Genomic DNA, 13,351 nt, shown 5'->3' on the forward strand with positions numbered 1-13,351 from the left:
AGGTGGGAAGCCGCACGTCGGCGGCCCCGCCTCTCCTCGACGACGACAGTCCACGTACCGATTCGATAATGCACATTATGTAAAGTTGAGGCGGGTGGGGCCCCTGCCCTGACCGATCCAAGGGCCCACCCGACCGTCAGCCGGTGGGACCGAAGTTGACTTCGGCGGCCTGGACGGTCCCGGCCTGGCGGCCGGGTGCGCTGTGGAAGCTCCAGTACAGGTTGGTGTGGGCGATGACCTGCTCCGGCGGCGGCGCGCCGTAGGCGGTCAGGTCTTCCGTGGTGTGCGCGTCGCCGACAAGCGTCGCGTCGTAGCCGCGCACGAACGCGCCGTGCAGAGTCGATCGGATGCACGCGTCGGTCTGCGCGCCCGTGACGACCAGCCGGCCCACGCCGCGTTCGGCGAGCACCGCCTCCAGGTCGGTGTCCTCGAACGAGTCGCCGTAGCGCTTGTGCACCAACGGCTCGGTGTCCTGGCGGAGCAGCTCGGGCACGTACTGCCAGGCCTCGCTGCCCGGTGGGAGGCCTTCGTCGGAGTGCTGCACCCAGACGACCGGCACGCCCTCGGCGCGCGCCTTACCCAGCACCGTGTTGATGTTGGCGATGACGCCGTCACGGTCATGGGCGTCCGCCACCACCCCGTTCTGCACGTCGATGACGAGCAGCGCGGTGTTGGGTCGCTCGGGCAGGGTCGTCATGGTGCGCCTCCGGTGACGGTGAACTCGGTGATCGCACCGTAGCTCCGACCCCTGACAGAAACGCTCCCCTGCCCTCGGGCCCGGAACGCGAAAGTCATGCATAATATCCCTTATGCATGACAAACAGGACGAATCGGTAACAACGCTGATCGAGGAGTTCCTGACCGCCCGGGCCACCCGTAAGCCCTCCCCGCACACCCAGGCGGCCTACCGGCGGGATCTGACCGCCGTCGCCGCCCTCGCCGCGGAGCTGTCCACCCCTCCCCTCCCCCTGGCCGAACTGCCCGTCGACGCGCTCTCCCCCAGGCTGATCCGGGCCGCGTTCGCCCGGTTCGCCGCCGGCCGAGCGGCCAGTTCCGTCGGTCGGGCCTGGTCCACCTGGAACGGCTTCTTCTCCTTCCTGGTCGCCGAGCAGGTGGTGCCCGGCAATCCGATGCCGGCCGTGGGACGTCCCCGCACTCCCCTGCCGACGCCCAAGCCGCTGCGTGGTGAGGACACCCCCGAACACCTGCTCACCTCGGCGGCACGGGCCGAGGGACGGCAGCGGGACCCGTGGCCGGAGCGGGACGTGGCGGTGCTGGCGCTGGCCCTGTGCGCGGGGCTGCGACTGTCGGAGCTGCTGGCATTACGGGTCGATTCGCTCGGTGGCCGCCCCGGTGAGCGCCGGCTGGAGGTGGCCGGCAAGGGCGGGCGCCCCCGGGTACTGCCGATCGAGCCGGATCTGGACGCGGTGCTGGCGAGCTATCTGGACAGCCGTGCCCGCCGCTTCGGCGCGCGTACGGTGCGGCAGGTGTCGCCACTGTTGGTGGACCGTCAGGGTGAGCCGCTGCGCCGGGGCGGACTGCAGTATCTGGTGGAGTCCTGCTACCGGCGGGCCGGGATCGTCGACCGGGTGCCGCGTGGGGCGCGGTTGCACGCGCTGCGGCACACGTTCGCCACCCGGTTGGCCGAGGACGGCGCCGGGGCGGCGGAGATCATGCGGCTGTTGGGGCACGCGTCGTTGGCGTCGTCGCAGACGTACATCGAGGTGACGTCGGGGCAGCAGCGGGAGGCGGTGCGGGCCAACCGTACGAACCGGGCGTTGGCGGGGCTGCTGCCGGCTCCTGACTGAGCTGACGCGGCCGGTGGTGTGGCAGGCTGGCGAGGACGCGACTGGCGGCATCGGGGATGGGATCGACCATCGGGAAGCTCGTCGTGGGGGGTCGTCCGCCTGGGCCTGCCACGGGCGAGGAGAGCCATGTCGACGACGGCGCGGTTGCTGCCGGGTGTGCCGGTGGCGGAGGAAATTCTGGCCCAGGTGGCCGAGGGTGTGGCGCAGCTGCGGGCGGCGGGGGTGACTCCGACGTTGGCGACGGTGCTGGTGGGTGACGACGAGGCCAGTGCCGGTTACATCCGGATCAAGTCTCGGCGGGCGGCGGAGCTGGGTTTCGCCTCGCCGCACGTACGGTTGGCGGCGTCGGTGTCGCAGGCCGACGTGCACGCGGTGCTGGCCGACTTCAACTCCGATCCTGGGGTGCACGGGGTGTTGGTGCAGCACCCGATCCCCGGCGGTCTGGACTACGACCGGGCGTTGCAGACCCTCGACCCGGATCGGGACGTGGACGGGATGCATCCGGTGAACATGGGGCGGCTGGCGTTGGGGTTGCCGGGGCCGTTGCCGTGCACGCCGGCGGCGATCGAGGCGTTGTTGGCGTACCACGGGGTGCCGGTGGCTGGTCGTGAGGTGGTGATCCTGGGTCGTGGGGCGACGTTGGGGCGGCCGTTGGCGATGCTGCTGGCGCAGAAGCGGTCGACGGCGAACGCGGCGGTGACGGTGGTGCACACGGGAGTGGCGGACTGGCCTCGGTACACCCGTCGGGCGGAAGTTCTGGTGGCGGCGGCCGGGGTGCCGGGCATCGTGCGGCCGGAGCATGTGCGCCCGGGTGCGGTGGTGGTCGGTGGTGGGGTGCGGTACGCGGGGCGTCGGTTGCTGCCGGACGTCGATGAGTCGTGTGCGCGGGTGGCGGGGGCGATCACGCCGAGGGTCGGTGGGGTGGGTCCGGTGACGGTGGCGATGTTGTTCCGTAACGCGTTGCGGGCGGCCCGGTCAGCGGCTGGCCGGGCGGTGTGTCGCCAGGGCGGTGGCGCTGAGGCACTACCTCGGTGAGCGCGCCCTAAAATCGGGGAGGCGGCAACAAGCCTGTAGTTGCCGCCTCCTGGGGACCGGACACCGCGACAACCCTGATGTTGCTGGGGCGCCGGAGGAGCGGCGTCCGGCGGGTTCGCGGGGTCAGGGGCGGCTGCCGAGGTCGACGACCAGGGGGCGGTGGTCGGAGATTGTCGACAGTGGGGTGCGCACGGCGGTGACCGGGGGTAGCTGGTCGTAGCCGTGCCGGTCGGCGAGGATGTGGTCGAGTTGGACGCGGGGTTGCGCGGCGGGGTAGGTGGGCCGGCGGGCGAGCAGGTGCCAGCCGGAGACGGCTCGGGTGGCCCAGGCGGGCAGGTTCAGGTCGCCGAGCAGGATGCGTGGGGCGGGTAGGGCGCGTAGGGCGCGGATGACCTGGCGGAGTTGGCGGACGTTCCAGCCGGCGACGAAGGACAGGTGGGTGGCGGCGACGGTGAGGGGGCCGTGGGGGGTGTCCAGCACGGCGGCGAGGACGACGCGGGGTTCGTCGCGGAGCAGGATGAGGCCGCCGCCCGGGCCGGGCACGTAGACCGGGGAGCGCACCGGGGCGGGGTGCAGGCGGGTGACGCGCCAGTGGGTGACCGGGTGGCGGGAGATCAGGCCGACGCCGTAGCAGGGTTCGCCGTGGCCGTCGTCGTCGTGGGTGAGGGGGCGGAACTTTTCGCCGGGGGTGCCGACGACTGCGGCGGCGAAGCGGTGCTCGGGTGCGCCGAGGGCCTGGGCGGCGATGGCGGTGAGGTCGAGGTTGCCGCTGCGGGACTGGTCACGGTCGACTTCCTGGAGGGCGAGGATGTCGACGTCGAGGGCGGCGACGGCGGCGGTCAGTCGGGCCGGGTCGACCAGGCCGTCGGTGAGGGACCGGCCGTGCAGCAGGTTGAACGTGGCCAGGCGCACGCTGTCACCTTAGCGACGGCGTGGGAGAGTTGCCCGATGCTGCGGGCGTTGTGCTGTTCGGTGCTGGTGTTTGTGGCGGTTGCTGGGGTGGGGATCTGGGTGCGGCGTCGTCGGGGCCGGTGAGGCTGGCCACAGCCGGCGGTGTGGGCGGGGTGCCGGTGGGGAGAATCCCTGGTCGTGGAGTTGGACCCGGTGACCGTGGTGACGTTGCTGACCGCCGCCGCCCTGGCGGGGTGGGTGGATGCGGTGGTGGGTGGTGGTGGGTTGCTGTTGTTGCCGGCGTTGCTGGTGGCGGCCCCGGGGATTCCTCCGGCGACGGCGTTGGGGACGAACAAGTTGGCGGCGATCGCCGGTACGTCGACGGCGGCGGTGACGTTCGCCCGCCGTACGAAGATCGATTGGGCGGTGGCGGGGCCGGCGGCGGCGTTGGCGGTGGTGTGTGCGGGTCTGGGTGCGGCGTTGGCCGGGGCGGTGCCGCCGTCGGCGTACCGGCCGGTGGTGCTGGTGGTGCTGGTGTCGGTGGCGTTGTTCGTGGTGCTGCGTCCCGCGTTGGGGGTGCTGGCGGTGCCGCAGCGGCGGACCCGGCCGCGGGTGGTGGTGGCGGTGCTGGTGGCCGGGGTGGGCATCGCCGCGTATGACGGGTTGATCGGTCCGGGTACGGGCACGTTCCTGGTGTTGGCGTTCACCGCGCTGGTGGGTGCGGATTTCCTGCACGGTTCGGCGATGGCGAAGGTGGTCAACGCGGGCACGAACGCGGGTGCGTTGGCGGTGTTCGCGGTGACCGGGCACGTGTGGTGGCTGCTGGGTGCGGCGATGGCGGTGTGCAACATCGCGGGGGCGTCGGTGGGTGCGCGGATGGCGTTGCGACGCGGTTCCGGGTTCGTGCGGGTGGTGCTGCTGGTGGTGGTGCTGGCGTTGGTGGCGAAGCTGGGGTACGACCAGTGGGTGGCTGGTTCAGCTGCGGCGGGAGGAGTCGAAGCGGCCGGCGCGGATCTCGCGTAGGGCGCGGCGGCGGGTTTCGCCGCGCAGGGTGTCGACGTAGAGGCGGCCGGCGAGGTGGTCGGTCTCGTGTTGCAGGGCGCGGGCGAGGAAGCCGCTGCCGGCGATGGTGAGGGGTTCGCCGTGCTGGTCGTAGCCGTGGGCGGTGGCGTGCAGGGCGCGGGGGGTCGGGAAGTACAGCCCGGGGATGGACAGGCAGCCCTCGTCGTCGTCCTGGAGTTCGGTGGAAAGCTCCAGCGTCGGGTTGATCATGTGGCCGCGGTGGCCGTCGGCGTCGTAGACGAAGACCTGCGCGTTGACGCCGATCTGGGGGGCGGCGACGCCGGCGCGGCCGGGCGCGCCGAGCAGGGTGTCCATCAGGTCGGTGACCAGGGTGCGCAGTTCGGCGTCGAAGCTGGTGACCGGTTCGCTGGGGGTGCGGAGCACCGGGTCGCCGATGATTCGGATGTCCCGCATCGTCATGTCGGCAAGGTTATCGGGCGGTGGCCGTCGGCGGGGGTGGCCCGGTTCGGTGGCCGGTGAGAGCGGCCCGCACCGGGGTGGTCTTGGCGGCGGCTTCGGCGACCTCGGCGGCGGGGTCGCTGTCCCAGGTGATGCCGCCGCCTGCCCAGACGTGTAGGGCGTTGGCGTCGACGGCGGCGGTGCGGATGGTCAGGCCGAGGTCGATGTGGTCGGGGCCGACCCAGCCGAGGGCGCCCATGCTGGCGCCACGGCCGACGGGTTCGAGGGCGGCGATGTGGTTGAGGGCGGCGAGTTTCGGTGCGCCGGTGACGGAGCCGCCGGGGCAGACGGCGCGGAGCAGGTCGGCCAGGCCGAGGCCGTCGGCGATGTCGGCGCGGATGGTGGATTCGGCCTGCCACAGGTCGCACCAGCGGCGTACGGCGAACAGGTCGTCGACGCGGACGCTGCCGGTGCGGGCGACGCGGGCCAGGTCGTTACGTTCCAGGTCGACGATCATGATGTGTTCGGCGCGTTCCTTGGCCGAGGCGAGCAGGTCGGCGCGGCCGGCGGCGGTGGCCGGGCGGGTGCCTTTGATCGGTCGGGTGGTGAGGGTGCCGTCGCGTACCTCGATGAGGGTTTCCGGGCTGGCGCAGCCGATGGCCCAGCCGGGGCCGGTGAGCACGCCGCCGTAGCGGGCGCCGGGTAGGCGGCCGAGGCGGGTCAGGGCCGGCAGTGGGTCGCCGGTGTAGGGGGTGCTGGCGTGGCCGACGAGGTTGACCTGGTAGACCTCGCCGTGGCCGATGGCGCGGCGGATCGCGGTGACCGCGTCGGCGTGCTGGCGGGGGGTCCAGCTTTCCGTCCAGGCGCCGTGCCACGAGGGTGGTGGTGGGTGGGGGTGGGTGGTGCGGGCCGCGGTGTGGGTGTAGACGACGACGGCGACTTCGGGCAGGTCGGCGGGGTTGGGTGCGCCGGGTGGGCCGCCGGCGAGCAAGGCCGCGGCGGTGGCGGAGAGGTAGAGCGCGGCTCCGCAGATGCTGTGCTGGTGGTGGGGGCGCGCCGGGCGGGCCAGGTCGCGTAGGTGCAGGCCGTGTTCGGCGAGGAACTGCTCGGCGTACGCGGCCGGGTCGCCGCCGTCGGTGGGGCGCCACTGCCAGCGGGCGTGTTCGACGAGCCGGCCGCGGCAGGGCGCGGGAACCGCGGGTGGATCGACAACCATCCGTGGGAGCGCTTCCACTACGTCTGGACGGTTCATGCTCATCCGTTCAGCGGATTTCCCGCGCACCACGCGTACATCTGCTCGATGCGGCAAGCTTTCGCTTGGTACTGTGCGTCACTGGTCATGTGAACCATGACACAGTGCCCCCACAGTCCGGAGAACCCGATGTGCCAGCACCAACCCACCTGTCCCTCCGCCGAAGCCACCGACCGGGAAGCCGCCAGGGTCATCGCCTGCTTCCGTGAACAGGGCTGGAGCCTGCTCTGCAACGGAGTCATCGTCTTCGAGGACACCGGCGAGCTGCTGCCCGACGGCAGCAGCATCGCACCGCACCGAGGCCCCGCCCGACACGCGCTCGCCGCCTGAGGCGACGTCACGATCCGTCACGACGTCTTTCCCGCGCCGACCCAGGCTAGTCCCCCGGTCAGGGACCGCCACGACCAGGTCGGCGCGGTACCGGACCCGGTCAGCTCTCGTACGCCTGCGGTGACGGGCACGAGCAGACCAAGTTCCGGTCGCCGTACCCGCCGTCGACCCGACGCACCGGCGGCCAGTACTTCCCCGCCCGCTCCACCCCCGCCGGCCACGCGCCCACCGACCTTGGGTACGGGTGCGGCCAGTCGTCACCGCCGACCATCTCCGCCGTGTGCGGCGCGTTGGCGAGCGGGTTGTCCCCGGTCGGCCAGGCACCCGAACCCACCTTGTCGATCTCCGCCCGGATGGCGATCATCGCGTCGCAGAACCGGTCCAGCTCGGCCAGGTCCTCACTCTCGGTCGGCTCCACCATCAACGTCCCCGCCACCGGGAACGACATCGTCGGCGCGTGGAATCCGTAGTCGATGAGCCGCTTGGCCACATCGTCGACACTCACCCCGGTCGCCTTCGTCACCGGCCGCAGATCCAGGATGCACTCGTGCGCGACCAGGCCCTTGTTGCCCGCGTACAGCACCGGGAAGTGCTCCCGCAGCCGCGCCGCCACGTAGTTGGCCGCCAGCACCGCCACCCCCGTCGCCCGCACCAGGCCGTCGGCGCCCATCATCCGCAGGTACGCCCACGGGATCGGCAGGATCCCCGCCGACCCGTACCGGGCCGCCGCGATCGCCGGCCGCCCCGGCACCGGCGCACCGGCCGGATCAGCCGGCAGGAACGGCGCCAGGTGCGCCCGCACCGCCACCGGACCCACCCCCGGCCCACCACCGCCGTGCGGAATGCAGAACGTCTTGTGCAGGTTCAGGTGCGACACGTCCGCACCGAACCGGCCCGGCCGGGCGAACCCGACAAGCGCGTTGAGGTTCGCACCGTCGACGTACACCTGCCCACCGGCGTCGTGCACCTTCGCGCACAACGACGCGATACCCGTCTCGTACACCCCGTGCGTCGACGGATACGTCACCATGATCGCCGCGAGGGTGTCCCGATGCGCGTCGATCTTGGCGTCCAGGTCGACCAGGTCGACGTTGCCGTCGGCGTCGCAGCCGACCACGACCACCCGCATCCCCGCCATCACGGCGCTGGCCGCGTTGGTGCCGTGCGCCGACGACGGGATCAGGCACACGTCGCGGTGCTGCTCACCTCGGCTGTGATGCCACGCGCGGATCGCCAACAGCCCCGCCAGCTCGCCCTGCGAACCGGCGTTGGGCTGCACACTCACCGCGTCGTAGCCGGTGACCTCGGCCAGCCACCCCTCCAACTGGCCGATCAGCTCCCGGTAGCCGGCGGTCTGCTCCACCGGAGCCAACGGGTGGATGTTCGCGAACTCGGCCCAGCTCACCGGCTCCATCTCGGCGGTGGCGTTCAGCTTCATCGTGCACGACCCCAACGGGATCATGCCCCGGTCCAGGGCGTAGTCGAAATCCGCCAGCCGACGCAGGTACCGCAGCATCGCCGTCTCCGACCGGTGGGTACGGAACACCGGATGGGTGAGGAAGTCACTGGTGCGGGCCAACGCGGCCGGCAACATCTCGGGCACCTCACCGGCCACGCCGTCGACACCGAACGCCGCCCACACCAATGCCACCTGCTCGGCCGTGGTGGTCTCGTCGCAGGACACACCGACCCGGTCGGCGTCGACCAGCCGCAGATTCACCCCACGCCGCTGCGCCTCGGCGACCACCTGCCCGGCCCGACCCGGCACCCGCGCCGTCACCGTGTCGAAGAACGCGACGTCGGCCACCTCGACCCCACCGGCCCGCAACCCTGCGGCCAACCGGGCCGCCATCCGATGGGTACGGGCCGCGATCTCCCGCAGCCCGTCCGGACCGTGGTACACGGCGTACATGCCGGCCATCACGGCCAGCAGCACCTGCGCGGTGCAGATGTTGCTGGTCGCCTTCTCCCGGCGGATGTGCTGCTCACGGGTCTGCAACGCCAACCGGTATGCGGCCGCGCCGGCCGCGTCCCGGGACACCCCGACCAGCCGACCCGGCAGCATCCGTTCCAGACCCGCCCGCACCGCCAGGTAGCCGGCGTGCGGCCCACCGAAACCCATCGGCACCCCGAACCGCTGGGTGGTGCCGGCGGCGATGTCCGCGCCGATCTCCCCCGGCGGCCGCAGCAGCGTCAACGCCAACAGGTCCGCCGCCACCGTCACCAACGCCCCGACCGCGTGCGCGGCCTCGACCAGTGGGGCGTGGTCCCGCACCGCCCCGGACGCTCCCGGATACTGCAGGTGCACCCCGAAGAACTCCGCCGGCAACGGCTCGACGGCCAGGTCCAGCACCCGAACCTCGATACCGAGCGGCTCGGCCCGCCCGGCGATCACCGCGATGGTCTGCGGCAGGGCGTCGGCGTCGACCACGTACACCCGGCTGCCGCTCTTCGACGCCCGCCGCGCCAGGGTCATCGCCTCCGCCGCCGCGGTGCCCTCGTCGAGCATCGACGCGTTCGCCGTCGCCAGACCGGTCAGATCCGACACCATGGTCTGAAAGTTCAGCAGCGCCTCCAGCCGACCCTGGCTGATCTCCGGCTGATACGGCGTGTACGCCGTGTACCAGGCCGGATTCTCCAACACGTTGCGGCGGATCACCGCCGGGGTGTGGGTGCCGTGATACCCCAACCCGATCATGGAGACGGCGACCGTGTTACGGGCCGCCAAGGCCCGCAACTCCGCCAGCGCCTCGTGCTCGCTGGCCGGTGGCGGCAGGTCCAGCCGGCCGTGCCAGCGGATCACCTCGGGAATCGCCGCGTCCATCAACTCGTCGATCGAGGCGTACCCGACGGCGTCCAACATGCGGCGCTCGTCGTCGGGGCCGGGACCGATGTGACGATCGGCGAACTGCTCGGCGGTCATGGGCGCTCCTGCGAGGGGCGGGGGTCGACAGGTCGGCCCTCCCCCTCTGTCACACCCCGCGGGCGCTCCACAGTGCCTGACCCGACGTGGTCCTTCTGCCTGAGAGGTTCCGGGGAGGATTTGCCCCTTCGGCGCCGCCCCGGCTGTCGCCAGGCGGTCTCTCCCACGTCGGTGCTACCGGCGCGATCAACGCTACCAGCGGGCCCGACGGCCCGCACCGAAGCCCCTGACCTGCCCGCCGCTCACCCGCCGACTGGACTCGGCACCCCCGGCAACGCCGCCGACCCCACCGCCGGCCCGGCACCGAGCAGCCGGTCCGCCAACGCCGGCAACAGCCGCCCCAACGGCGCCTCCACCCGCAGGCACGCGTACTCGTCACCGCGGGTCGGCCCCTGGTTGACGATCACCACCGGCACGTCCCGCTTCGCCGCCCGCAACACGAACCGGCGACCCGACATCACCGTCAACGACGACCCCAGCACCAGCAGCAGCCGGGCCTGCTCCACCATCGCGAAACACGACTGCACCCGATCCGCCGGCACCGTCTCGCCGAAGAAGACCACATCCGGCTTGAGCAGCCCGCCGCAGGCCACGCAGTCGACCGTCCGGAACGTCGCCACCTGCGCGTCAGCGAGATCAACATCACCGTCCGGGTTGACCGCGGCGGCCTGCCCGATGAACCCGGGATTGGCCGCCCGCAGCCGCCCGTCCAACTCCGCCCGCGACGTACGGCGTCGACACCCCAGACAGACCACCTCGTCGAGCCGACCGTGCAACTCCGTCACGTCCCGGCTACCGGCCGCCGAGTGCAACCCGTCGACGTTCTGCGTGATGATCCCCGTCACCAGCCCGCTCTGCTGCAGGCGGGCCACCGCCCGGTGCCCGTCGTTGGGTGCCGCCCCGGCGATCAACCGCCACCCCAGGTGACTGCGCGCCCAGTACCGCCGCCGCGCCACCGCGTCGGCGAGAAACGTCTGATACGTCATCGGAGTGTGCCGGCGCGCGACACCACTGGGCCCCCGATAGTCGGGAATGCCCGACTCGGTGGACAACCCGGCACCGCTGAGCACCACCACCCCACCGGCGGCCACCAGCCCCGCCAACGGCTCGATCAGCTGCTGCACCCACCCATCGTGCCCCAGCACCACCGCCGCCGACGAACGCCACCGGCGGCGGCGGTTCACCGCCGCCGGTGGCGCCCACGGTGAGCGGGGCACCGCCAGACGGGCTCGCGTCAGCGCTGCTGATGCCGAGGCAACGACCGGGCCGCCGCCGCACCGGCCGCCGCCGGCTGCGCCCCGATCCGCTCCATGGTCCGCGACAGCTGCTCACTGCCGTCGTCCAGATGCCGCGCCGCCGCCTGCATGTGCGAGATCATCATCTCGCCGTAGATCCGCAGGGCCTCCCGCGCCGCCACCCCGTCGTCGAACGTCGGACCCGCCGCCACGTGGTAGTCCTGCACCGCCCGCTCCGCCTCCTGACGGGCCTCCTCCACCGCCGCCCGCACATAGCTCTCGTACTGGGTACGGGCGTACTCGGCGACCCGCCGCGCATAGTCGTGCGCCTGGGCGATGATCTGCTCGGCCTCCCGCTGCGCCGCCGAAAGCAGATTCACCTCCTTGGCCGCCGGCACCTTCGCCGTCGGCTCCGAACTCGGAATCACCCCGTGCCGGTGCAACTCCACATGGTCGTTGAGCCGCTCGTTCTCCGCCCGCAGATTCGCCACCTGCGTCGACAGCAGATCCAACTCATCGGCCACCTGCACCCGGAACCGGTCCACGTCGTTCTGGTCGTAGCCGCGACGCCCGAACGACGACGACCCGAACTCCCACCGGCGCACCCGGTCGGCGGTCATCCGCACCTGCACACCACCGGCGACCTGCGCACCGTCGTACCTGCCGACCGGGGTTCCACTCACCGCACCGGCCTGCCACTCCCGGCCACGAGGCTCACTCACCGGGCACCTCCGGAATCGTCAGAGACAGCGGGGCCTCCCACCGCCGTCCGCCACGAGGGGCCGTACCAGTGCCTACCCAGACCCTCGTGATGCACCTGCCCGGCATGGAAACCGGACCGGGTCAGGGTCGCCACCGTGTGCGACACCATGTCGTCGGAACCACACACGTACACATGCCGGGACCGCCAGTCACCGTCGGCCAGCGCCCGATCCACCGGATACACGAACTCCCCCGGCCGGTTCAGGTCCAACCCCACCACCTGCGTCACCGACAACCAGGCGTACGAGGCGGCCAACTTCTCCAACGCGTCACCGTCGTAGAACTCGCTGCGCGAACGCGCCCCCACGTACACGTCGACCCGACGCCGGGAACCCTCCGCCGCCACCTGCTCCACCAACGCCTTCAGCGGAGCCCAACCGGTACCACCGGCCAGCAGCAGCAGATCCGCCGAACCCGCCGGACGCAACGTCAACCCGTCACCCACCGGAGCGGCCAGATGCAACTGGTCACCCACCGCACACCCGTACACCAGCCGCGACGACACCGCCCCGCCCGGCGCCGCCCGGACATGCAACTCGACAGTGCCGTCCGCGCGCGGCGCGTTAGCCGGCGAGTAGTACCGCCACGACCGCACCGCCGGATGCGACACCCCGATCGACTGACCCGCGGTGAACGGCAACAGATACTGCGGACGCAACGTCAGCACCGCCACGTCGAACGCCCGCCGCTCGTGCCCCACCACCTCCGCCGCCCACCAGGGTGGACTCACCGCCTCAGCGGCCTGCGCCGCCTCGGACATCACCTGCGCCACCAGCCCGTACGCCGCCGCCCAGTCCTGCGCCAACTCGTCGGTCCACTGGTCGGCGAGAAAATGCCGCAACGTCGCCAGCAACGCCTCCCCCACCGCCGGGTAATGCTCCGCCCGCACCGCGAACTTGCGGTGGTCGACGCCGAGATCCTGCAGGAAACCCACCAGCCGGTCCACCTGGTCCACCTGGGACACGATGTGACCGAGCGCGTTCACCAGCCGATCCCGCTGACCCGCCATGTTCGTCGGGAACATCTGCCGGGTCTCCGGATACGCCAGGAACAGCGTCGAATAGAAGTAGAGCGGCACCTGGTCGCCGTGCGCGGCCACCAGCGACCAGCTCTGCTTGAGCCGGGGCACGTCCACGCTCAGGCGCCCGCCTGGTCCCCGCCGGCCACCACCTGGTCCTGCACCTGCGCCAGCACCGCCTGCACGTCGGCGATGATGTCACCCGGCACACCCAGCTGCGTCAACGTCGCCGTCAGATGCTCACCAACCATGACGTAGTGCGCCACCGGAATGTTCAACGGCTGATGCGCCGACGCCAGATCCCGGCCGGTGTACTCGTTCGGACCACCGAGCACCACCGTCAGCATCAACGCCAGGTGCCGGCGCTGACCCGCCATGTCCACCTCGGCGAAGTAACCGGCAAGCTCCGGATCGGCGAGCACCCGGTCGTAGAACAGCTCGACAGCGGCCTTCACCGAAGCCGCACCGCCGATGCGCTCGTAGTGCGAGACCGGAGCGGTCTCCTCGGTAACCGTCACGGTTGTTTCCTTCCGTCGTGAGGGGACGCGCGGTGTCAACGCGCGCAACGACGACCCGCCGACACCGGAACCACCCCACGGCAGCGGCAGCCAGCAGACCGTGTCGGACGATAGCGTG

General features: G+C 71.7%; 13 protein-coding genes and 2 riboswitches. Of the genes, 4 read left to right on the forward strand and 9 right to left on the reverse strand.

What is annotated here, in order from left to right; genetic code table 11:
• Nucleotides 1-136 precede the first annotated feature (136 nt).
• The gene (locus ACN26Z_RS16995; RefSeq protein ID WP_421462218.1) at nucleotides 137-697 is read right to left on the reverse strand and encodes a cysteine hydrolase family protein; all 561 of its coding nucleotides are present in this window, start codon (nucleotides 695-697) and stop codon (nucleotides 137-139) included.
• A gap of 112 nt (nucleotides 698-809) precedes the next feature.
• Here ACN26Z_RS16995 and ACN26Z_RS17000 point away from each other — a divergent pair, with 112 nt between their 5' ends.
• Both ACN26Z_RS17000 and ACN26Z_RS17005 read left to right on the forward strand, forming a co-directional pair.
• A complete protein-coding gene (locus tag ACN26Z_RS17000) occupies nucleotides 810-1,808 on the forward strand; it encodes a tyrosine-type recombinase/integrase (protein ID WP_421462220.1) in 999 nt (332 codons plus the stop codon).
• Nucleotides 1,809-1,835: 27 nt separating this feature from the next.
• Nucleotides 1,836-1,920, forward strand: a riboswitch (ZMP/ZTP riboswitch).
• A gap of 14 nt (nucleotides 1,921-1,934) precedes the next feature.
• On the forward strand, nucleotides 1,935-2,843 hold the full coding sequence (locus ACN26Z_RS17005) for a bifunctional 5,10-methylenetetrahydrofolate dehydrogenase/5,10-methenyltetrahydrofolate cyclohydrolase (RefSeq protein WP_421462222.1): 909 nt from the start codon (nucleotides 1,935-1,937) through the stop codon (nucleotides 2,841-2,843).
• Nucleotides 2,844-2,966: 123 nt separating this feature from the next.
• Here the strand turns inward: ACN26Z_RS17005 and ACN26Z_RS17010 are convergent, their stop codons facing one another.
• Nucleotides 2,967-3,755, reverse strand: a complete 789-nt coding sequence (locus ACN26Z_RS17010) for an endonuclease/exonuclease/phosphatase family protein (RefSeq protein WP_396888002.1) — start codon at nucleotides 3,753-3,755, stop codon at nucleotides 2,967-2,969.
• A gap of 177 nt (nucleotides 3,756-3,932) precedes the next feature.
• Here ACN26Z_RS17010 and ACN26Z_RS17015 point away from each other — a divergent pair, with 177 nt between their 5' ends.
• On the forward strand, nucleotides 3,933-4,757 hold the full coding sequence (locus ACN26Z_RS17015) for a TSUP family transporter (protein ID WP_275415470.1): 825 nt from the start codon (nucleotides 3,933-3,935) through the stop codon (nucleotides 4,755-4,757).
• Here ACN26Z_RS17015 and def read toward each other — a convergent pair.
• On the reverse strand, nucleotides 4,710-5,216 hold the full coding sequence (def, locus tag ACN26Z_RS17020) for a peptide deformylase (protein ID WP_093402408.1): 507 nt from the start codon (nucleotides 5,214-5,216) through the stop codon (nucleotides 4,710-4,712). The two genes, ACN26Z_RS17015 and def, sit on opposite strands and share 48 nt — an antisense overlap.
• A 10-nt stretch (nucleotides 5,217-5,226) precedes the next feature.
• Nucleotides 5,227-6,480: a chorismate-binding protein gene (locus ACN26Z_RS17025; RefSeq protein WP_421462224.1), complete on the reverse strand. Its 1,254-nt coding sequence runs from the start codon at nucleotides 6,478-6,480 to the stop codon at nucleotides 5,227-5,229.
• Between the two features lie 96 nt (nucleotides 6,481-6,576).
• On the opposite strand from ACN26Z_RS17025, the gene ACN26Z_RS17030 reads away from it, so the two are divergent.
• Complete coding sequence (locus tag ACN26Z_RS17030; protein ID WP_093402410.1) at nucleotides 6,577-6,777, forward strand: DUF5999 family protein; 201 nt, start codon at nucleotides 6,577-6,579, stop codon at nucleotides 6,775-6,777.
• Between the two features lie 100 nt (nucleotides 6,778-6,877).
• Here the strand turns inward: ACN26Z_RS17030 and gcvP are convergent, their stop codons facing one another.
• From gcvP to ACN26Z_RS17055, 5 genes are all read right to left on the reverse strand, one after another.
• Nucleotides 6,878-9,700 (reverse strand): aminomethyl-transferring glycine dehydrogenase, encoded by a 2,823-nt coding sequence (gene gcvP, locus ACN26Z_RS17035; RefSeq protein WP_421462226.1) that lies wholly within the window; start codon nucleotides 9,698-9,700, stop codon nucleotides 6,878-6,880.
• A gap of 77 nt (nucleotides 9,701-9,777) precedes the next feature.
• Nucleotides 9,778-9,876, reverse strand: a riboswitch (glycine riboswitch).
• Nucleotides 9,877-9,942: 66 nt separating this feature from the next.
• Entirely contained in the window at nucleotides 9,943-10,824 is an 882-nt protein-coding gene (locus tag ACN26Z_RS17040) for an NAD-dependent protein deacetylase (protein ID WP_421462228.1), read from the reverse strand.
• A gap of 110 nt (nucleotides 10,825-10,934) precedes the next feature.
• Complete coding sequence (locus tag ACN26Z_RS17045; RefSeq protein ID WP_275415471.1) at nucleotides 10,935-11,657, reverse strand: DivIVA domain-containing protein; 723 nt, start codon at nucleotides 11,655-11,657, stop codon at nucleotides 10,935-10,937.
• Complete coding sequence (locus ACN26Z_RS17050; RefSeq protein ID WP_421462230.1) at nucleotides 11,654-12,832, reverse strand: globin domain-containing protein; 1,179 nt, start codon at nucleotides 12,830-12,832, stop codon at nucleotides 11,654-11,656. The genes ACN26Z_RS17045 and ACN26Z_RS17050 overlap by 4 nt, the downstream gene beginning before the upstream one ends.
• 2 nt (nucleotides 12,833-12,834) lie before the next feature.
• A complete protein-coding gene (locus ACN26Z_RS17055) occupies nucleotides 12,835-13,233 on the reverse strand; it encodes a group I truncated hemoglobin (protein WP_093402414.1) in 399 nt (132 codons plus the stop codon).
• Nucleotides 13,234-13,351 lie beyond the last annotated feature (118 nt).

Origin of the sequence: Verrucosispora sp. WMMD703 (assembly GCF_049178935.1) — a bacterium.
Taxonomy (GTDB): domain Bacteria; phylum Actinomycetota; class Actinomycetes; order Mycobacteriales; family Micromonosporaceae; genus Micromonospora; species Micromonospora sediminimaris.

Coding starts and splice junctions, on each gene's coding strand:
- ACN26Z_RS16995 (WP_421462218.1), bottom strand. CDS start 697: ATGACGACCCTGCCCGAGCGACCCAACACCGCGCTGCTCGTCATCGAC.
- ACN26Z_RS17000 (WP_421462220.1), top strand. CDS start 810: ATGCATGACAAACAGGACGAATCGGTAACAACGCTGATCGAGGAGTTC.
- ACN26Z_RS17005 (WP_421462222.1), top strand. CDS start 1,935: ATGTCGACGACGGCGCGGTTGCTGCCGGGTGTGCCGGTGGCGGAGGAA.
- def (WP_093402408.1), bottom strand. CDS start 5,216: ATGACGATGCGGGACATCCGAATCATCGGCGACCCGGTGCTCCGCACC.
- ACN26Z_RS17030 (WP_093402410.1), top strand. CDS start 6,577: ATGTGCCAGCACCAACCCACCTGTCCCTCCGCCGAAGCCACCGACCGG.
- gcvP (WP_421462226.1), bottom strand. CDS start 9,700: ATGACCGCCGAGCAGTTCGCCGATCGTCACATCGGTCCCGGCCCCGAC.